This window comes from Gallibacterium genomosp. 3, from assembly GCF_001678475.1.
GTDB lineage: Bacteria > Pseudomonadota > Gammaproteobacteria > Enterobacterales > Pasteurellaceae > Gallibacterium > Gallibacterium faecale.
On sequence record NZ_JTJR01000009.1, the window covers coordinates 44,646 to 64,563 of the forward strand.

18 protein-coding genes are annotated in these 19,918 nt (G+C 37.2%); 7 read left to right on the forward strand and 11 right to left on the reverse strand.

Annotation, left to right across the window (positions count from 1 at the left end):
* Positions 1-81: 81 nt before the first annotated feature.
* The 5 genes from cysB to QV06_RS02210 form a co-directional block, all read right to left on the reverse strand.
* A complete protein-coding gene (gene cysB / locus QV06_RS02190; RefSeq protein WP_065236747.1) occupies positions 82-1,053 on the reverse strand; it encodes an HTH-type transcriptional regulator CysB in 972 nt (323 codons plus the stop codon).
* Between the two features lie 21 nt (positions 1,054-1,074).
* Entirely contained in the window at positions 1,075-1,986 is a 912-nt protein-coding gene (rluB, locus tag QV06_RS02195) for a 23S rRNA pseudouridine(2605) synthase RluB (protein ID WP_065236748.1), read from the reverse strand.
* 48 nt (positions 1,987-2,034) lie between these two features.
* A complete protein-coding gene (locus QV06_RS02200) occupies positions 2,035-2,658 on the reverse strand; it encodes an L-threonylcarbamoyladenylate synthase (RefSeq protein WP_065234796.1) in 624 nt (207 codons plus the stop codon).
* A gap of 79 nt (positions 2,659-2,737) precedes the next feature.
* Positions 2,738-3,580 (reverse strand): PHP domain-containing protein, encoded by an 843-nt coding sequence (locus tag QV06_RS02205; protein ID WP_065236749.1) that lies wholly within the window; start codon positions 3,578-3,580, stop codon positions 2,738-2,740.
* A 17-nt stretch (positions 3,581-3,597) separates the two neighbouring features.
* Positions 3,598-4,143 (reverse strand): cell division protein ZapC domain-containing protein, encoded by a 546-nt coding sequence (locus tag QV06_RS02210; protein WP_065236750.1) that lies wholly within the window; start codon positions 4,141-4,143, stop codon positions 3,598-3,600.
* Positions 4,144-4,390: 247 nt separating this feature from the next.
* Between QV06_RS02210 and QV06_RS02215 the strand changes: the two genes are divergently transcribed.
* Positions 4,391-6,241: an SLC13 family permease gene (locus tag QV06_RS02215; protein WP_065236795.1), complete on the forward strand. Its 1,851-nt coding sequence runs from the start codon at positions 4,391-4,393 to the stop codon at positions 6,239-6,241.
* A gap of 29 nt (positions 6,242-6,270) precedes the next feature.
* On the opposite strand, the gene pyrD is transcribed toward QV06_RS02215, so the two are convergent.
* Positions 6,271-7,287 (reverse strand): quinone-dependent dihydroorotate dehydrogenase, encoded by a 1,017-nt coding sequence (pyrD, locus tag QV06_RS02220; protein WP_065236751.1) that lies wholly within the window; start codon positions 7,285-7,287, stop codon positions 6,271-6,273.
* A gap of 90 nt (positions 7,288-7,377) precedes the next feature.
* A complete protein-coding gene (gene pepN, locus QV06_RS02225; protein ID WP_065236752.1) occupies positions 7,378-9,990 on the reverse strand; it encodes an aminopeptidase N in 2,613 nt (870 codons plus the stop codon).
* 219 nt (positions 9,991-10,209) lie between these two features.
* Between pepN and purE the strand changes: the two genes are divergently transcribed.
* From purE to QV06_RS02240, 3 genes are all read left to right on the forward strand, one after another.
* Positions 10,210-10,710, forward strand: a complete 501-nt coding sequence (gene purE / locus QV06_RS02230) for a 5-(carboxyamino)imidazole ribonucleotide mutase (protein ID WP_065235307.1) — start codon at positions 10,210-10,212, stop codon at positions 10,708-10,710.
* A 2-nt stretch (positions 10,711-10,712) separates the two neighbouring features.
* Positions 10,713-11,801 carry a 5-(carboxyamino)imidazole ribonucleotide synthase gene (gene purK, locus QV06_RS02235; RefSeq protein WP_065236753.1) on the forward strand — a complete coding sequence of 363 codons (1,089 nt, stop codon included), beginning with the start codon at positions 10,713-10,715 and terminating at the stop codon, positions 11,799-11,801.
* 100 nt (positions 11,802-11,901) lie between these two features.
* Entirely contained in the window at positions 11,902-13,092 is a 1,191-nt protein-coding gene (locus QV06_RS02240) for an amino acid aminotransferase (RefSeq protein WP_065236754.1), read from the forward strand.
* 118 nt (positions 13,093-13,210) lie between these two features.
* Here QV06_RS02240 and QV06_RS02245 read toward each other — a convergent pair whose 3' ends face one another.
* On the reverse strand, positions 13,211-13,651 hold the full coding sequence (locus QV06_RS02245) for a YcgN family cysteine cluster protein (RefSeq protein ID WP_065235052.1): 441 nt from the start codon (positions 13,649-13,651) through the stop codon (positions 13,211-13,213).
* Between the two features lie 252 nt (positions 13,652-13,903).
* On the opposite strand from QV06_RS02245, the gene ppc reads away from it, so the two are divergent.
* The 3 genes from ppc to QV06_RS02260 all read left to right on the forward strand — a co-directional run bounded on the left by ppc (position 13,904) and on the right by QV06_RS02260 (position 17,570).
* Entirely contained in the window at positions 13,904-16,540 is a 2,637-nt protein-coding gene (ppc, locus tag QV06_RS02250) for a phosphoenolpyruvate carboxylase (protein ID WP_065236755.1), read from the forward strand.
* Between the two features lie 139 nt (positions 16,541-16,679).
* The gene (locus QV06_RS02255) at positions 16,680-17,228 is read left to right on the forward strand and encodes a PadR family transcriptional regulator (protein WP_065235054.1); all 549 of its coding nucleotides are present in this window, start codon (positions 16,680-16,682) and stop codon (positions 17,226-17,228) included.
* A gap of 21 nt (positions 17,229-17,249) precedes the next feature.
* On the forward strand, positions 17,250-17,570 hold the full coding sequence (locus QV06_RS02260) for an HI1450 family dsDNA-mimic protein (RefSeq protein WP_065236756.1): 321 nt from the start codon (positions 17,250-17,252) through the stop codon (positions 17,568-17,570).
* Positions 17,571-17,614: 44 nt separating this feature from the next.
* On the opposite strand, the gene QV06_RS02265 is transcribed toward QV06_RS02260, so the two are convergent.
* The 3 genes from QV06_RS02265 to QV06_RS02275 all read right to left on the reverse strand — a co-directional run bounded on the left by QV06_RS02265 (position 17,615) and on the right by QV06_RS02275 (position 19,803).
* Positions 17,615-18,070, reverse strand: a complete 456-nt coding sequence (locus QV06_RS02265) for a DUF4822 domain-containing protein (protein WP_065236757.1) — start codon at positions 18,068-18,070, stop codon at positions 17,615-17,617.
* 233 nt (positions 18,071-18,303) lie between these two features.
* Positions 18,304-18,846 carry a KdsC family phosphatase gene (locus tag QV06_RS02270; protein ID WP_065236758.1) on the reverse strand — a complete coding sequence of 181 codons (543 nt, stop codon included), beginning with the start codon at positions 18,844-18,846 and terminating at the stop codon, positions 18,304-18,306.
* Positions 18,847-18,867: 21 nt separating this feature from the next.
* Positions 18,868-19,803, reverse strand: coding sequence for a KpsF/GutQ family sugar-phosphate isomerase (locus QV06_RS02275; RefSeq protein ID WP_065236759.1), 936 nt, complete (start codon positions 19,801-19,803; stop codon positions 18,868-18,870).
* Positions 19,804-19,918: the final 115 nt, after the last annotated feature.

A 19,918-nucleotide genomic window follows, 5' to 3' on the forward strand; every position in this document is an offset into this window, starting at 1 on the left:
CAAATGAAGGGAGTTAGACTCCCTTGCTTCATTTTTAACCATTTTATACTGTCGATATAGCAAAAATACGTAATAAACCGATTATAAATAATCTAAATGTACATCATCAAACATCTTACGAATTGCATTGTTATCACGTATTTGCTCTGCTTGCTCAACCTGTGGGCGAGTTAAATGTGGTGCAAATAATTGGATAAAATCATATGTATAACGCCGTAAAAAAGCCCCTTTCTTAAATGCAATTTGCGTCATACTTGCTTTAAATAAATGGCTTGCATCAATAGCCACTAAATCACTATCACTTTCAGCATAAGCCATTGATGCCATAATTCCTACGCCAAGTCCTAGTCGTACATAGGTTTTAATTACGTCAGCATCTGTTGCTGTAAATACCGTATTAGGTAAAATCCCTTCTCGACTAAAGGCTTCATCTAAATCAGAACGTCCTGTAAAGCCAAAAATATAAGTCACTAATGGATATTTACCTAATTCTTCAATAGTTAATTCATCAACTTGTGCGAGTGGATGATCTTTTTTCACAATTACCGAACGATTCCACATATAACAAGGCAATAAAATCGCATCTTCAAACAGATATTGTGCTTCAGTAATAATCGCTAAATCAATTTCACCTGATAACAATAGCTCATAAATTTGTTGTGGTGATCCTTGATGAATATGCAAACTCACATCTGGATAACGTTTGACGAATTGTTTCACCACCTCAGGCAATTTATAGCGTGCTTGAGTATTTGTGGTTGCAATACGTAATGTTCCCACATCTGGGCGTTTATGTTCATCAGCAATTGCTTTGATACTCTGCTCTTTTACCAGTAACTCACGAGCAATCGCCACAATCTTTTCCCCAGTTGAAGTTAAACATTGAATATGTTTGCCGTTACGTTCAAAAATGGGTAATCCTAACTCATCTTCGAGCAATTTAACTTGCTTACTAATACCAGGCTGGGAAGTATAAAGCGACTTTGCCGCATCGGTAATATTCAAATTATGATTTGCAATTTCAACAATATAACGCAGTTGTTGTAACTTCATTGCTTCCCTCTCCTTATTGAATTAGCGTTGTTGATAACGTTTTTTTCTCAACGCATGTTGTTTTACAGCTTTACGAATTTGATTTGATTTAAATTTACGTGGATTTTTGATATCTAATTTACTTTCTGTTTCTAATTGTAAACCCACTAATTGGCGTAAATAATTCACTTTATCTAATGGTAGTTCTTCCCAACCACCACGAGGTAAACCACGCATCAGTTCAATATTGCCATAACGAGTACGAATTAAGCGGCTAACTTGAATCCCTTGTGACTCCCATAAGCGACGCACTTCACGATTACGTCCCTCAGTTAAAGTAACCGAGAACCATTGATTCATACCTTGCCCACCTTGTGGTGTAATTTTTTTGAAACTCGCAGGTCCATCCTCTAACTGTACGCCTTTGCGTAATTGCGCTAACATTTTTTCTGTTACATCACCAAAAACCCGTACAGAATATTCACGCTCGACTTCCTTACTTGGGTGCATTAAGCGATTTGCTAATTCACCATCTGTGGTAAATAGCAATAATCCTGATGTATTAATATCTAAACGCCCCACTGCAATCCAGCGTCCATTGCTAATTTTAGGTAAACGTTCAAATACAGTAGCTCGCCCCTCTGGATCATGACGAGTACATAACTCTCCTTCAGGCTTATAATACATAAGAACTCGGCAAATTTCTTTGCGTACTGGGATCAATGATACCAATTGTCCATCTACACGAATCTTTGTATCTGTTTTTACTTCAACACGTTCTCCCAAAGTCGCAATCACGCCATCAACACTAACACGTCCAGCGGCAATAATCGTCTCAATCTCACGGCGAGAGCCTAATCCTGTTCTTGCTAATACTTTCTGCAATTTTTCGCCAACAATTTTCGCTGGTTTGGTTTGATTTTCTTGGGTCGTTTTTGTTTTTGCTAGTTGCATAAATCCTCTTGTCGTCTTCTCAGACGTCTGCATCAAAATAATCAAAACTTAAATGAAAGGTGCAGTGCTACCACTCCCCTCACGTAAAATAACTGGCGGTTCCACAGTTAAATCCACCACAGTTGTTGGATCTTGACCTAAATAACCCCCATGAATAATTAAATCTACTTGGTTTTCTAATAAATTACGAATTTCCTCTGGATCAGAAAGCGTAAAATACTCCTCGCCTGGTACCATTAATGAGCAAGATAAAATCGGCTCACCTAAAGTATTTAATAAAGCCAATGCAATATTATTATCTGGCACACGAATCCCTATTGTTTTACGCTTTGAGGTCATTAATCGTCTTGGTAATTCCTTCGTGGCAGTCAAAATAAATGTATAACGACCTGGTGTATTATTCTTAATTAAACGATAAACGCTATTAGTCACTAAAGAGTAATTCGATAATTCAGATAAATCGCTACACACTAATGTAAAATTATGCCCTTCTGGTAGCTGACGAATACGAATAATTCGATCCATCGCATGTTTGTCGCCAATCATACACCCCAATGCATACCCAGAATCGGTTGGATAAATAATCACTCCACCATTACGTAAAATCTCAACAGCTTGATTTATCAAACGTTGTTGTGGATTATCTGGGTGAATATAGAAGAATTGACTCATAATACATCTCCTTTGTTATTACAACAAAACGGCTTATTATATAACGCATTTCTTCACAGAATAAGTCTAAGTAACAGAATTAATTTACTTGACGCCAAACGGCTTTCACTGTTTCTGGAATCGTTAAATTCCGTCCTAACTCAATCCAGCCACAGGGATAATGGAAATCTGATCCTACTGATGCTAATAAATCCAGCTCTTCTAACCATTTAATCAACATTTTTTGCTGATTATGATCAACTCCACCAGCAATTTCTACGGCATCTCCTTGCCATTGTTTAAAATCCATAATCAAAGAATGAATTTTATTATTTGTCATTTGATAACGCATTGGATGTGCCACTACCGCCACGCCACCAGCTTGATGGATAACCTTAATTGCCGTAGGAATATCACACCAATTTGCCTTAACATGGCAAGGCTTCCCTTGAGATAAATAACGTTTAAACGCTTGTCCTTCATTACTAACCAAACCAATATTCACCAAATAACGTGCATAATGTGCACGGGTGACTTCTCCTGTGGTTAAGGCTTGTGCTTCAGCGAATGCATTGGGTAAACCAAACTTTTTAAATTTCTCACCAATTTCTACTGCTCTTGCATGACGCAAACGGGCTTGTTCCGCTAATAATGCTGTCATGGCTGGGTGTGTTTCATCAAAATCTAAGCCAACAATATGGATTGTTTTTTCTTGCCATAACGTTGAAATTTCTACACCGCTAATTAATGTAATTTGCTGTTGCTGCGCAGCACGTCGAGCTTCAGCAATCCCATCTATCGTATCATGATCAGTGAGGGCTAATACCTCTAACTGCTGTTCTTTCGCACGTAAAATCAATTCTGTTGGCGTTAATACACCATCAGAAGCGCTACTATGGGTATGAAGATCTAATCTTGTAGTAGAGAGTTCAGATAATCGCATTAGTGTTATATCGTTAATTAAGCGTATTGTTTAAATATCATTTCAGGCACTTCGACTTCAATCATTAAAGCTTCAAGTCGATTAAGATGAATTCGGAATGGATGACCAAAATAATAGGTAGTTGGTGGTAAAACGACTTGTTGTTCGAGCAAAATCACCTCAGCAATATTATCTTCAATATTTGCAACTAGTACGTTTGCCCAAGATTCCATCGCGTTAATAAAACAACGAGCTAAACAAGGCTCTGTAACAATTTGTTGATCATCTACAATTCGGAAAAACCAGTTTTGTGGTTGCTTTGGTAATAAGAAATGTTGGCAGGCAATCGCACTATACGCCAATCGCTGGCAAATTTCTTCTGAGAATTGTAAAGGTTCTAAGAGATCTAAAAACAGCGCAACTTTATCAAGATCAGCTAATAAGAATTGACTTGTCGTTAAACCATCTCCATTTAATACCTGTTTTGTTAATGTTGTTTCAACCAGTGTATCATTTGGCAGAACAGCGGTAAGGCAATCACGCACCGCATCATAACGCCATTTACACATATTATTGAATAACATTAATCCATTCCCTCAAAAATAAATAATAAAATTTTCTAACTGTCTGATTATATGCTAAAAAACCGAATAATGTGATGAAAAAATCACTTTTTTATAAATTTTTTATAAAATTTTTGCCATATTTAGTGCCATTATCAATTAATAAACAGCATTAAGTTCTTTTGATGACTTAATCCCTTCAATTACCCATTTTGTGGTAGGATAACTTACTTATTCTTACTCATTTTGGAGAATTATTGTGTTTCCGATGGAATGGCTCCCTGCGCAAATCAATCCACAACTTTTCATTGTCCTATTATTACTAATTGCAGCAATTTGGCTGTTTATTGCTAACAAAATCCGAATGGATGTCGTTGCTTTATTAGTATTAGTCGTTTTTAGTCTTACTGGTATTTTAACCGTCCCTGAAATTCTTGCTGGATTTAGCGATCCAAATGTGGTGTTGATTGCACTACTATTTATTGTGGGTGAAGCGCTATTACGCACTGGTATTGCTTATCAGGTAAGTGATTGGCTGTTGCGTATCGCTAATAATAATGAAGTTAAAGTTTTAATTTTATTGATGTTAGCTGTATGTGGACTTGGAGCGTTTATGAGCTCCACTGGAATTGTTGCAATCTTTATCCCTGTGGTGCTTGCTATTTGCCGTCGTATGCAAATTTCTCCAAAACAGCTGATGATGCCATTAAGTATTGCAGGGCTAATTAGTGGCATGATGACCTTAATTGCAACGCCACCTAATTTAATTGCTAATGCTGAATTAGTAAAAGCAGGATGGCCAGCATTAAGTTTTTTCTCTTTTACCCCAATTGGCATAATGATTTTAGGACTGGGTATTATTTATCTACTAGTTGCACGCCATCTATTAGATAGTGGAAATCCTGAAGATCTCAAACAGAACTATAATCGTACTTCGATGAATGATTTAATTGAAAGTTATCAACTTTCTACGCGCGCACGCCAAGTTATTGTATTGCCTGATTCTCCATTTATTGGTAAAACCTTAGATGAATTACATCTCCACTCTCGTTATCATATTTTGATTATTGCGATTGAGCGCTGGCGTCGTATCAGACGCATTGTCGTAACACCATCTGCACTCACTGAATTAAGAGCTAAAGATATTTTGTTGTTTGATGTGACCAATACAGAATTAGATTGGCTCGATTTTTGTCAGCAACATCATCTAAAGCCAATTGAAGTAAGAGGCCAATACTTTAGTGAGAAAGCGAAAAGTGTAGGTATGGCAGAAATTTCACCGATTCCTGAAAGTGCTTTACTTGGTAAAATGGTGCGTGAAATTCGCTTCCAAAATAAATATGGTTTAACCATTGCTGGCGTGAAACGAGGACATACCTTGCTACAAACCGATATCGCTGAAGTTGAATTTACTGTTGGCGATCAATATGTCGTGATTGGTGAATGGAAACAAATTCAAGCATTACAAAGTAAAAATCAGGATTTCTTTTTATTAAATTCACCTGCTGAAATTGAGCAAGTAGCACCTGCGCTTAGCCAAGCTCCGCATGCACTCTTTTCCGTTGCCATTATGGTAGGGTTAATGGTTTCGGGCGTTGTTTCTAACGTAATTGCGGCTTTAATTACCTGTATTTTATTAGCAAAATTCCGTTGTATTGATGCAAAAAGCGCCTATAACGCCATCCATTGGCCAAGCCTCATTTTAATTGTTGGAATGATGCCTTTTGCAACAGCATTAACTAAAACAGGTGGAATTAATCTCGCCGTTGATGCGCTATTACAATTCGTTGGTGGTTGGGGTATCCATGCGATTTTAGCCAGCTTATTTATTCTGTGTGCGATTATTAGCTCATTTATCTCAAACACCGCCACCGCTATTTTAATGGCACCAATTGCTGTCGCTATGGCTGCTAAGCTCGATATATCTCCAGTTCCTTTTGTGATTACCATTGCCATTTCTGCTTCTGCTGCCTTTATGACGCCTGTCGCCTCTCCTGTCAATACGATGGTTCTTGGTCCTGGTGGTTATAAATTTAGTGATTTCTTAAAAGTAGGCATTCCTTTTACCATATTGGTAATGCTCGCAACTATTTTTGTTGTGCCTATTTTATTTAAATAAGATGACAAGAGGGGTAATTTCCCCTCTTTTTACTTAATCTGACTTACTAAGTCTTGGATTAGTTTTGGACCGTGATAGATCAGACCAGAATAGAGTTGTAATAATTCTGCACCAGCAGCGATTTTCTGTTGTGCACTTGCAACACTATCAATACCACCACTGCCAATAATCGGGATCTCCCCTTTTAGCTCTTGATATAAGCGGGCAATAATTTTGGTACTTAATTCCTGTAACGGCTTACCACTTAACCCACCTTGTTGTTCTGCATTCGGTAATCCTGTGACATTGTCACGAGATAAAGTCGTATTGGTTGCAATTACGCCATCAAATTGATGACGGCGTAGGCTATCTGCAATCGCTACTAATTCTGCTTCTGTTAGATCTGGGGCTATTTTTAACGCAATTGGCACATATTTATTATGCTTCTCCGCTAATTGGTGTTGTTTCTCTTTGATTCCAGTCAGTAAATCTTCTAATAATTCACCATATTGTAGCTGGCGTAATCCCGGTGAATTTGGCGAAGAGATATTCACTGTAATATAGTCTGCATAGGTATAAACTTTATCTAAACAAAGTAGGTAATCCTCTTTCCCTTTTTCGACTGGAGTAAAAGTATTTTTACCAATATTGATGCCTAATGTGCCGTCATAACGAGATTTCTTAATATTTTCAATAACCTTATCAACACCTTCATTATTAAAGCCATTCCGATTAATAATCCCCTCTGCCGATAGCAAACGAAATTGACGCGGTTTTGGATTTCCCGGCTGTAGTAAAGGTGTAACAGTGCCTACTTCAATAAAGCCAAAACCTAATGCACCAAATCCATCTATCGCTTCTGCATTTTTATCTGCCCCCGCCGCTAATCCAATCGGATTTTTAAAAGTGATCCCCATACACTGCTTCGGTGTACCCACTGTATGCAAATATTTTTCTATTAAGCATTTGGCTGGGCTTCTACCAACTTTCCCTAAAATTTGGATTGTTAATTCGTGGGCAGTTTCCGCATCAAGTGAAAATAATCCTTTACGAATTAATGAATACATACTCGTTTACCTCTCTGGATAGATGACTGTAATGTTTAATAAAATAATCTTATAAAAAAAGAGATACCAATCTGGTATCTCTTTTCCCTATTACTGTAATGCTTTCTCGATTTTTTCAAATAAATCTTTAGAAAGATTTTCCACTTCTCGTAAGCGTTCTAAACCACGTTTCATTAAAGTTTGACGCTGATTATCATAACGGGCAAAACGAATTAATGGTTCGATTAAACGTGCTGCAATTTGAGGATTTGAACTATTTAAACGAATCAAAATATCCACTAAGAAACGATAACCAGAACCATCAATCATATGGAATGCATTTAGATTATGTGCACAGAAACTTCCTACTAATGCACGTAATCGGTTTGGATTATTAAAGTTGAAACTTGGGTGTTCCATTAAATTAATTACTAAATCCAACACATTATCATCTGGTCGGGTCGCTTGAATTGCAAACCATTTATCCATCACCAAGCCATCATGTTGCCATTTCTGTTCAAAATCCACTAAGAGATCATCTCGGCAAGGTAATTGTGCTTGAGCCGCCAAACTTAATGCGGCTAACGTATCTGTCATATTATTAGCGTGTGTATAATGCTTCGCGACTAAAGTATTACCAAAATCGGTGAAAGCAAGATAACTAAGACAAACATTGTTAAAACTGCGTAATGCAATACTTTCACGATCAACCTGATACTGTTCTGTTTGCGTATGATTATATAAGCGGAGGAAGCTGTCTTTCAGGGTTTGTGCAATTGTTTTTTGCATAAAACTACGTACCGCACGAATACCGACAGGATCAATCGTTTTAAATAGTTCTGCAAACTCGGTTTCTTTTGGCAAAGTAAAAATTAATGCAGTTAATTCAATATCTTGTTGGTAATTTTCTAATAAGTGATACAGCGCTTGAATAAATTCAGGTGATAACTGTAATTCTTGATGTTGCTGATAACGTTGTAAATTTTGACGTAATTCATTTGCTAATAACATTTGTACTGCATCCCAACGCACAAAGCCATTTTCTGCAAACTTCATCAAGGTAATTAACTGCGCATTACTATATGGAAAATCTAATTTCACTGGCGCAGAAAACTCTTCTAGCAATGCTGGCACTGGTCGTTGATAGACTGGTGAGAACTCAAATGTTTGTTCATATTGAGTAACATTTAGCACATCATTAGTTAATGCTTGACCTTGTAAATTTAACGGTAATTTTTCGCCTGCTTCACTATACAATGCGATACGTAATGGAATATGCAAATTCACTTTTTCCATTTGATCCATTGTCGGTGGGGTCATTTGTGATACATGCAAACGATAGGTTAAGGTATTTGCATCATATTCATCTGTGATAGTCAATTCTGGCGTGCCTGATTGGCTATACCAACGGCGGAATTGGGTTAAATCAATTCCTGACGCACGTTCCATTGCAGAAACAAAATCCTCACAAGTCGCTGCAGTACCATCATTTTCTGCAATATATAGCTTCATCCCTGCTTGGAATTTTTCTTCACCCAATAGGGTATGAATCATACGAATCACTTCTGCCCCTTTTTCATAGACAGTCACGGTATAGAAGTTATTCATTTCAATCACTTTTTCTGGGCGAATTGGATGCGCCATTGGGCTAGCATCTTCAGCAAATTGCACTGCACGTAAAAACTTCACATTATTAATACGATTGACAGTACGTGAGCCTGTGTCAGAAGAAAATTCTTGATCACGGAAAACGGTCAATCCTTCTTTTAGACTAAGTTGAAACCAGTCACGACAAGTAACACGGTTTCCAGTCCAGTTATGGAAATATTCATGAGCAATCACACGCTCGACATCAAGATAATCTGTATCAGTTGCAGTTTGTGGGTTAGCTAACACAAATTTAGAGTTAAAAATATTTAAGCCTTTATTCTCCATCGCTCCCATATTGAAGAAATCAACCGCAACGATCATATAAATATCTAAATCGTATTCAAGATCAAAGCGTTGTTCATCCCATTTCATTGATTTTTTCAAACTTGCCATCGCCCAATCAGCACGGTTTAAATTGCCTTTATCAACATACAATTCTAAGGCAACTTCTCGACCACTTTTCGTAATAAACGTATCACGTAATAGATCAAAATCACCTGCGACTAATGCAAATAAATAGCTTGGTTTTGGAAACGGATCTTGCCACTCAATCCAGTGATAACCATTATCTAATTCGCCTTGGCGAACACGATTCCCATTAGAAAGTAAGAATGGGTATTTACTCTTATCTGCAATAATACGTGTGGTATAACGTGCTAACACATCTGGACGATCAAGCATATAGGTAATTTGACGGAAACCTTCTGCCTCACATTGAGTACAAAGTGCATCACCTGATTGATAAAGTCCTTGTAATGACGTGTTATGTGCTGGAGATAATAGGGTAACAATTTCTAATTCAAATTTATCTGCTGTTACATCTGCAACATCTAGGGTTAAACTTTCATTGTCTTGTTGGTAATTGGTGAAATCTTGATTATTTAATTTAATCGATGCGAATTGAAAACTGTGGCCATCAAGGCGTAAGCTGGTTGCTTCTGGGTTTAATTTATGTACCAATGTTTTCGCTGTCACCTTGGTCTGTTCTGGGTCTAAACGAAATTCAAGAAAAATATCACTAATCGTAAAATCGGGTTTCTTATAATCTTTTCTATACTTAGCTTTTGGTAACATAAACTTGTCCATCCATAAAACACAAAAAAACGTGTGCTAGGATAAGATTTTCTGGCTGAAGTTGCAATCAACTTTCAAGGATTTCCAATGGTTTCTCTCTATTTTCTCTCTATCTATAACCTATAACAAAATTTCTTACACAGAATTATTCCTGTCATATTTCCCTGTTAGGCAAGAAATGCTATTCTTATCCCCCTCAATGTTCAAAAGGAAAATACTATGGCAAAAACTGAAATCGCTATTGTGATGGGCTCAAAAAGTGATTGGAGTACCATGCAAGAAGCGGCATCTATTCTCGATCAATTACACGTTCCCTACCATGTTGAAATTGTTTCAGCTCACCGTACCCCTGATAAACTATTCCAATTCGCCGAAAATGCTCAACAAAATGGCTATAAAGTAATTATTGCTGGCGCTGGCGGTGCTGCACATTTACCAGGTATGCTCGCAGCGAAAACATTAGTGCCTGTATTAGGTGTACCGGTTAAAAGCTCGATGCTAAGTGGGGTAGATAGTTTATATTCGATCGTGCAAATGCCAAAAGGTATTCCTGTTGGAACATTAGCGATTGGCCCAGCGGGTGCTGCAAATGCGGGGTTACTTGCTGCACAAATTCTTGCTGTTTTTGATGCTCAATTAAGTAATCGTTTGCGTGAGTTCCGTCAGCAACAAACTGACGATGTGTTAAACAATCCTGATCCTAGACTTATCAATCAATAATTATGCAACAGAGTTCTCTTTATCCAACAATTTATGTTTTAGGTAGTGGTCAATTGGGCAGAATGTTACGCTATGCTGGCGCACCACTTGATATTCATGTCGTACCACTTGATTTCCATCAACAACCTTTTCCATTAGATAACAATGCGATTGTGACTGCAGAAATCGAACGTTGGCCCGAAACTGAATTAACTCACCTTCTTGCCTCTCACCCTAATTTTATTAATCAAAAAGTTTTTGCTCGGTTAGCGGATCGATTAACCCAAAAACAATTACTCGATCAACTTGGTCTTGCTACTTCACCTTGGTTACATCTGACTAAAGAAACCCCTTGGTCACAAGTGTGGCAACAAGTTGCTAATAAAGTCGTCGTAAAACGTCGTACTGGTGGTTATGATGGGCGTGGTCAATGGATTGTTGACCAGCATAATACAGAAATAATTACTAAGGATCTTTTTGATCAAACTATTGCCGAAGCCTTTATTCCATTTGATGGTGAAGTTTCTTTAGTGGGTGCTCGTTTTGCTGATGGACGAACTTACTTTTATCCGATAACGCAAAATTTACAGCAACAAGGTATTTTACGTTACAGTGTCATTGCAACAACGAATCCACATCCATTGCAAGCTGAAGCAGAAGCAATGCTCGGTAAAATCATGCAACATCTCGATTATGTTGGTGTAATGGCAATGGAGTGTTTTGTGGTAAATGGTCATCTATTAATTAATGAACTTGCACCTCGTGTTCACAATAGTGGACATTGGACACAATTTGGTGCCAATATCAGTCAATTTGAACTTCATTTACGTGCATTATTAAATTTACCGACACCAACACTTACAGCACGAATGCCAACGGTTATGGTTAATCTGATTGGTACGCCTCATAACCCTGATTGGTTGGCTTTACCTTATTCTCAATTACATTGGTATGGCAAAGAGGTGCGTCCAGGAAGAAAATTGGGGCATATTAATATTGCTCATCAACAACCAGAGCAACTTAGCCAGATCTTGTCTGAGCTTGCACCATTATTACCAGAAGATTATCAATCTGGTCTAGCTTGGGCACAACAACAGCTATTAGTAGATTAAAGTTATCTCAGCACCAAGAAAGTGCTTGTCAAAGCCTTAAGTTTGGCGTTATAAATGACAACCTATTCAAACACAGCAAATGATATTAGAGGAAAATCCGATGTTTAAACATATTGAAGCAGCACCAGCAGATCCAATTCTTGGATTAGGAGAAGCATTTAAAGCTGAAACTCGTAGTAACAAAGTGAATTTAGGGATTGGTGTTTATAAAGATGCCAATGGGCAAACACCAATTGTTAAAGCAGTAAAAGAAGCAGAAAAACGCTTACTGGCAAATGAAAATACAAAAAACTATCTTGGAATTGATGGCTTAGCAGAATTCAATCGTCAAACTCAAATCTTACTTTTCGGTGCAGATCACGACATTATTAAAAATAAACGTGCAAAAACAGCTCAAAGTTTAGGTGGTACTGGTGCATTACGTATTGCAGCAGAATTTATCAAGCGTCAAACTTCAGCCAAAAATGTTTGGATTAGTGCACCAACATGGCCAAACCACAATGCTATTTTTAAAGCGGTTGGTATGAATATCTGTGATTATCGTTATTACGATAAAACCACTCACGGTTTAGATTGGGAAGGTATGTTAGCTGACTTAGCTAACGCACAAGCAGGTGATGTTGTGTTATTCCACGGTTGCTGTCATAACCCAACTGGTATTGACCCTACACCAGAGCAATGGGCAACTTTAGCAAAAATGTCTGCTGAAAAAGGTTGGTTACCTTTGTTCGATTTCGCTTATCAAGGTTTCGCTAATGGTCTAGAAGAAGATGCGATTGGTTTACGTACGTTTGCTGCAAACCACCAAGAATTATTAATTTCTAGTTCATATTCTAAAAACTTTGGTTTATACAACGAACGTGTTGGTGCCTTTACTTTAGTTGCCTCTGATGAAGAAGTAGCAACTCGTGCATTTAGCCAAGTTAAAACAATTATTCGTACTCTTTACTCTAACCCAGCTTCTCACGGTGCAAGTGCGGTTGCAACTGTGTTAAGCGACGCTGATTTAAAAGCACAATGGGTAGCAGAACTTGATGAAATGCGTGCCAGAATTAAGACAATGCGTCAAAAATTCGTTGAGCTTTTAGCTAAACATGGTGCAAAACAAAACTTTGACTTTATTATTCAGCAAAATGGTATGTTCTCCTTTAGCGGTCTTTCACCAGAACAAGTGGATCGTTTAAGAGAAGAATTTGCGATTTATGCTGTGCGCTCAGGTCGTATCAACGTTGCGGGTATTACTGAACAAAATATAGATTATCTCTGTGAAAGTATTGTGAAAGTGCTATAACTACTAATATTACATACCTAACGGATTTTGAATCCGGTGGGTACGTTTAAATAAAAGATGTCGGATACAGTGTTATCCGACATTTTTGTTTGTTAACAATCTAAAATCTTCTTACTATCTAAAATTCATCTACCACAAATTCAAACCAATCGATCACATCTTCTTCATGAATACCATCACGAATAAATACGCCAGCTTGTTTCATTGCACTTTGATCACCTATAAGCAATGGATGCCAGTCTGGCAAAGGTTTCCCTTCATACAATAAACGATACGCACAAGTTTTTGGCAACCAAGAAAATTCAGGTAAATTTTTCTTGGTTAATTTGGTACAGTCAGGCATTAATTTAAACCGTTGCGGATAATTACGACACCGCCCTGTTTCTAAATCCAATAAATCACAGGCAATACGGGTAAAATAAAGCCGTTCTCGTTTACCACGCCCTTCAATAAACTTACGATAGCAACATTTACCACAACCATCACATAACGCTTCCCACTCTGCTTCATTCATCTCTTGTAGCGTTTTTTGCTGCCAAAACTTCTCTGTGATATTCATTTTTTCCAATAACTTTTACTCTATAATCTGATATCTATTTCACTGTTTAAGTATAATGAAGTGAAAGCCCTTTTTGCTAAAAATTTAAGCAATCCAAACTTAATTTTCTAAGATTTTTTCTAATTTATTACTTGCTTTTTTAATTTTTATCTAAACCAATAATTTTTTTATCAAATAAATTATTTGCTATTTGACGCAGATATAGGTTTTTGCTATATCTAATTCACTTGGAAGTGATTATAAGGAAAAAGTATGATTGAACAATACTCTGCAATGCGCAACAACATTAATATGCTTGGGCATCTTCTCGGCGAAACAATCAGTGATGCACAAGGCAGTGATATTTTACAACTTATTGAAAATATTCGTGTTTTATCCAAAAGCTCTCGTGCTGGCGATGATCAGGCTCGTCAACAACTATTAAAGACCTTACAAAATATCTCAACTGAAAATATTATCCCTGTCGCACGTGCTTTTAGCCAATTTTTAAATCTAACCAATATTGCAGAACAGTACCAAACTATCTCACGTCATCATACTGATGAAATGATGTCCGAACGTTCAATTTCTGCCCTATTGGCTCGCTTAAAGGCAGATTCCTCTATTTCCAAACAACAAATTATTGATGCAGTACAACAACTATTAATTGAATTAGTGCTTACTGCCCACCCAACGGAAGTAACACGTCGTTCTTTAGTCCATAAATATGTAGAAATTAATAATTGCTTAGAACGTCTAGAAAATGCTGACTTAACTGAAAAAGAACGTCATCAAATTCAACGTCGGTTATTACAATTAATCGCCCAAGCATGGCATACCAATGAAATTCGTACACAACGCCCTACTCCATTTGAAGAAGCAAAATGGGGCTTTGCTGTGATCGAAAATAGTTTATGGTCGGCAGTACCACAATTTTTACGCCAATTAAACGATGATTTAGAAGAACATTGTCAATTCCAACTACCTGTTGATTTAGCACCTGTGCGTTTCTCTTCTTGGATGGGTGGTGACCGTGATGGCAATCCATTTGTCACAGCTAAAGTTACTCAACAGGTATTATATCTAGCACGCTGGAAAGCAGCAGAACTGTTCTTAAATGATATCCAACAACTTTCATCTGAACTCTCTATGATTGAATGTTCTGCTGAATTTAGACAAAAATATGGTGATCACGCTGAACCTTATCGTGTGGTAGTCAAAGACCTCAGAACACGTTTAGCCAATACATTAAATTACTTTGATGATAAATTGGCTGATCGGACACCAATTATTGCGGAAAGTGAAATCATTACTGATGATGAACAATTATGGCAGCCGCTATTTGATTGCTACCAATCACTCTCTGCCTGTGGTATGCGGATTATTGCCAATGGATTATTGCTAGATTGCTTACGCCGCATTCGCTGTTTTGGAGTTACTTTATCACGCTTAGATATCCGCCAAGAAAGCACTCGTCACCAACAAGCCATTGCTGAAATTACCCGTTATATTGGTTTAGATGATTATGCACAATGGAGCGAGGAAGATAAACAAGCTTTCTTAATCCGTGAATTAAGCTCCCGCCGTCCATTAGTGCCTCAAGATTGGAATCCATCAGAGGAAACACGCGAAATTTTAGATACGTGCAAAGTAGTTGCTCAACAACCAGAAGGAATTATTTCTTGTTACATTATTTCAATGGCAAGAACTGCTTCTGATGTTTTAGCGGTACACCTATTACTCAAAGAAGCAGGGATTAAATATGCATTACCTGTTGTGCCGTTATTTGAAACTTTAGATGATTTAGATCATTCTCAATCTGTGATGCAACAACTGTTCGATATTGGCTGGTATCGCGGCATCATTAATAATAAGCAAATGATTATGATCGGTTATTCTGATTCAGCTAAAGATGCCGGTATGCTAGCTGCTTCCTGGGCGCAATATCGTGCACAAGAAGCTTTAGTTAAACTCTGTGAAGAACGTCATATCGAATTAACCTTATTCCATGGTCGTGGCGGTACTATCGGTCGTGGTGGCGCACCTGCACACGCTGCATTGCTCTCACAACCGCCTCGTTCATTAAAAAATGGATTACGGGTTACTGAACAAGGGGAGATGATCCGTTTTAAATTGGGATTACCTGATGTTGCCGTACAAAGTTTAGATCTTTATGCAAGTGCTGTATTAGAAGCAAATTTATTACCACCACCAAATCCAAAGCAAGATTGGCGTGCCATTATGGATGAATTATCGCAAGTTTCTTGTGCTATTTATCGTCAAGTTGTCCGGGGTAATGAAAATTTTGTACCTTATTTCCGTGCCGCCACACCAGAACAAGAACTTTCTCGTTTGCCATTAGGTTCTCGTCCAGCTAAACGCAATCCAAAAGGTGGGGTCGAAAGTTTACGTGCAATTCCTTGGATTTTCGCTTGGATGCAAAACCGTTTAATGTTGCCAGCTTGGTTAGGCGTTGGTGCCTCTTTGCGCACTCTATTTGAAGAAGGTAAACGTAATACTATTGAAGAAATGTGCAAATCTTGGCCTTTCTTCTCTACTCGTATCGGTATGATCGAAATGGTATTTAGTAAAACTGACCTTTGGTTAGCTGAATATTATGATCAGCGTTTAGTGCCGCAAACCTTATGGTCACTCGGTGAATCTTTACGTGAACAATTAAAAGATGATATTCAAACATTATTGTCTTTATCACATGAAGATCAGTTAATGGCTGATTTACCTTGGGTTGCTGAATCGATCAAACTACGGAATATCTATACTGATCCATTAAACCTACTACAAGTAGAACTATTACACCGTTTACGTAGTGGTGAAACAGATCCAGCTTTAGAGCAAGCCTTGATGATTACTATTACTGGAATTGCTGCTGGTATGCGTAATACAGGTTAATTTATCCCTTTACCCTACACCACTATTTTCAGGGTGTAGGGTAAATAATCAGCGAATCTTCTCTCTTTATTGCAAAATTCTACATAATCCTAATTAAATCCAGTAAAATAGCGTCTCCATTTTTTGCGTTATCAACATTATGGCATTATCACATACAATCTTATCGATTCTTGCTCATCAAGCTGCCACAGGGTATGACATTAGTAAAAAGTTTTCACAAACCTATGGGCTAATCTGGCAAGCGACACATCAGCAAGTCTATCGAGAACTCAATCAGCTGGAAAAACAGGGATTAATCTCTTTTTCACTACAATTCCAGCAAGGTAAACCTGATCGAAAACAGTATCAACTCACCGATCAAGGAGAACAACAGCTAAAAAAATGGTTATTAGAAAGTACCTTAACTCATGGTATTTTGCGTGATGAGTTTATCTCTCGTATCTTAGCCGCTTTAAAATGTCATCCCAAAATGGCGTTTACCGCTGTTAAGAAACGTGAGCAAGATCACCGACAAACTATCCATAAAATGCAACAATTAATGGCGCAATTAGATCATCTTGATAACAAAACCTATTATGATGAATTGATGATTTTATTATTAAAACGCAGTATTCGACACGAACAAGTCAGTCTGCAATGGTTAGAAGAGGATCTTCTGCCAATGTTACAACAAATGATTCAAGAATAATTTTTAAAAGGGAGAGCCTAAATGACAGCAACAGCAAAACTTGATCCTGATACGGCAATTGACATTGCTTATGATATTTTTCTAGAAATGGCGCCAGAAAATCTCGATCCTGCTGATATCTTATTATTTAACTTACAATTTGAAGATCGTGGTGCCGTCGAAATGGTTGAAACCAGCGATGACTGGGAAAATGAGATTGGTACTTTAATTGATCCTGATGCATTTGCTGAAGTGTGGATTGGTCTAATTAATGATAAAGATGAAATGGATGATGTCTTTGCTAAAGTCCTTATTTCTCATCAGGAAGAAGATCGCCAATATCATATTGTTTGGAAGGAGTAAAAAGCTCAATTATTTTTAACTGAGCTTTTTGATTGTATTAAGTCTTATTTCTTGACCTTATGCACGATATCAAAAAAGACTTTCTTGTTGTCTTTTTCTGGGTAAATACGATATGTATATTCATCAGATGTTACAGTTACATTTTCTACAACACGCACAAATAATACATCACCTTTGTCATTTTTAGCTGTTAAGGAGCGTGTCTTACCATCATCACTAAAAGACCAATCTCCATGTAATTTAGGTTTACCCTCAAAAGTTGTAATTTTGAAAGTTCCATCTGCATAATATTCAGCTAAACCAAAAAAATTTGCTACTTTTGTATCTTTAGCATCAATTTGCATTTTATTTTGGTCTAAAGCTTCTGTTGTTTCCCAAACTTTACCAACCATTAGCTGTTCATAGTTATTTAATCCGTTACCCATACTCTTTGCTGTGGCAGTAAAAGGAACGAACGTACTTACGACCAATAACATAAAGAAAATAAATTTATTTTGCATTTTTACCTCATAATGTTTACTAAAATTATTTGATATCAATTGAGAGCATCTAAAATGATGCAATAAAAATATAAAGCAAATTATTTTATTATGGAAACAATATATTAATCAACAATTACTATTTAATTAATAGATAAAATCTTTGTAATAAAATTTACTAAACTATTTATATGGATTAGATAACAAAAAAAAGAACACTACATTACTTTAATAGTGTTCTAATCAAGGGAGGTTTATTGAGCCATTTTCTTTGCAGTATGAAGAAAACCTGTTGCTGATGTATAAATTTCAGCTTTTCCTTGTGCAGCAAGGATTAAGTCAACGATTTCACGGAAAGCACCTTTTCCGCCTTGAGCTTGCGTAACATAATCGACTTTCGCTTTAATATATGTTTGTGCTTCAGCAACTGTTGCAGTCACCCCACAAACTGCAAATGCAGGTAAATCTACACTATCATCACCGATATATAACACTTCTTCTGGCGTTACGCCTGCTTGTTCAATTAAAGATAAACAAGCGCTCTCTTTTTCTAATTTACCAAGTAAAAATAGTGAAATACCTAAATCTTCAATCCGTTTACGTAACACTAATGAATCTCGGCCGGAAAGCACAGCTACTTGTACGCCACTCTCTAATAACATTCTTGTTCCTAAGCCATCACGTGCATTAAAGACTTTGAAAGCTTCACCATTTTCACCATAGTACAATGAACCATCAGTCAGCACACCATCAACATCGGTAATAACTAATTTAATCTTCGCTAATTTATCCTGCATATTCTGTTTTCCTCTTAATATTTAACTTGAAAATTCATATAGGCCAACCACTTGTTCCTGATCATCAACCACAACCAATGAATGAATTTTAAGTTGTCGCATATAATCTTCCGCTTGCCCCAGATAGCTATTCTGATTAATCGTTTTTGGATGCGTCGTCATAAAATCACAAGCTTGTTTCTGTAATACAGCTTCGCCATAACGGCTCATCGCACGACGAATATCTCCATCGGTAATAATGCCTTGTAATTTTCCTTGTTCCATAATGATAGCAACACCCATTCTTCCTTCATTCATTACAGTTAAACAATCAAGGAAAGGCGTGTTAGCAGCAGCAAGAGGCAATTTTGTTTGCATCTTATCCCGCACTTTACATAATAAGCGGCGTCCCAAACTACCGCCTGGATGAAATTTAGCAAAATCTTCTGCTTGGAAATTACGTGCTTTAATTAAAGATACCGCTAACGCATCACCTAAAGCCATCGTAACTAATACTGATGTGGTTGGGGCTAAATTATTAGGGCAAACCTCCCGCTCAACACTAATATCCATCACATAATCTGCGTGTTTAGCTAAGGTTGAATTAAGATTCCCTGTCATTGCAATAATTTTATTACCAAAATTTTTGAGACTTGGAATCAATTTATTCACATCATCTGTTTCACCACTATACGAAATCAATAATACGATATCGATTGGTTTTAACATTCCTAAGTCGCCATGAAAGGCTTCTGTTGGATGTAAAAAGAAACTTGGTGTTCCTGTTGAAGAAAAGGTCGCTACCATCTTTTTACCAACTAAACCAGATTTACCAATCCCACCAATCACTAAGCGACCTTCACAATATAAAATCAATTCAACAATTTCCGCAAAATTTGCTGGTAATTGCTGTTGTAAACGCCCTAATGCTTGTTGTTCTACGGCCAACGTTTCTTTTGCAATTTGTAGATAATCCATACGATATCCTTTACTCTGATTTTTCAAACAGGCTGTATTCTAATCATTAACGCTTAGAATTGCTAATTAAAAAGTTTCTACTATATTCTCGCGTAAAAATCCGTTATACTGCGCG

What these genes read in the sequence shown, in the direction of transcription:
- cysB (WP_065236747.1), bottom strand. Translation starts at nt 1,053, where the DNA reads ATGAAGTTACAACAACTGCGTTATATTGTTGAAATTGCAAATCATAAT.
- rluB (WP_065236748.1), bottom strand. Translation starts at nt 1,986, where the DNA reads ATGCAACTAGCAAAAACAAAAACGACCCAAGAAAATCAAACCAAACCA.
- QV06_RS02200 (WP_065234796.1), bottom strand. Translation starts at nt 2,658, where the DNA reads ATGAGTCAATTCTTCTATATTCACCCAGATAATCCACAACAACGTTTG.
- QV06_RS02205 (WP_065236749.1), bottom strand. Translation starts at nt 3,580, where the DNA reads ATGCGATTATCTGAACTCTCTACTACAAGATTAGATCTTCATACCCAT.
- QV06_RS02210 (WP_065236750.1), bottom strand. Translation starts at nt 4,143, where the DNA reads ATGTTATTCAATAATATGTGTAAATGGCGTTATGATGCGGTGCGTGAT.
- QV06_RS02215 (WP_065236795.1), top strand. Translation starts at nt 4,391, where the DNA reads ATGGAATGGCTCCCTGCGCAAATCAATCCACAACTTTTCATTGTCCTA.
- pyrD (WP_065236751.1), bottom strand. Translation starts at nt 7,287, where the DNA reads ATGTATTCATTAATTCGTAAAGGATTATTTTCACTTGATGCGGAAACT.
- pepN (WP_065236752.1), bottom strand. Translation starts at nt 9,990, where the DNA reads ATGTTACCAAAAGCTAAGTATAGAAAAGATTATAAGAAACCCGATTTT.
- purE (WP_065235307.1), top strand. Translation starts at nt 10,210, where the DNA reads ATGGCAAAAACTGAAATCGCTATTGTGATGGGCTCAAAAAGTGATTGG.
- purK (WP_065236753.1), top strand. Translation starts at nt 10,713, where the DNA reads ATGCAACAGAGTTCTCTTTATCCAACAATTTATGTTTTAGGTAGTGGT.
- QV06_RS02240 (WP_065236754.1), top strand. Translation starts at nt 11,902, where the DNA reads ATGTTTAAACATATTGAAGCAGCACCAGCAGATCCAATTCTTGGATTA.
- QV06_RS02245 (WP_065235052.1), bottom strand. Translation starts at nt 13,651, where the DNA reads ATGAATATCACAGAGAAGTTTTGGCAGCAAAAAACGCTACAAGAGATG.
- ppc (WP_065236755.1), top strand. Translation starts at nt 13,904, where the DNA reads ATGATTGAACAATACTCTGCAATGCGCAACAACATTAATATGCTTGGG.
- QV06_RS02255 (WP_065235054.1), top strand. Translation starts at nt 16,680, where the DNA reads ATGGCATTATCACATACAATCTTATCGATTCTTGCTCATCAAGCTGCC.
- QV06_RS02260 (WP_065236756.1), top strand. Translation starts at nt 17,250, where the DNA reads ATGACAGCAACAGCAAAACTTGATCCTGATACGGCAATTGACATTGCT.
- QV06_RS02265 (WP_065236757.1), bottom strand. Translation starts at nt 18,070, where the DNA reads ATGCAAAATAAATTTATTTTCTTTATGTTATTGGTCGTAAGTACGTTC.
- QV06_RS02270 (WP_065236758.1), bottom strand. Translation starts at nt 18,846, where the DNA reads ATGCAGGATAAATTAGCGAAGATTAAATTAGTTATTACCGATGTTGAT.
- QV06_RS02275 (WP_065236759.1), bottom strand. Translation starts at nt 19,803, where the DNA reads ATGGATTATCTACAAATTGCAAAAGAAACGTTGGCCGTAGAACAACAA.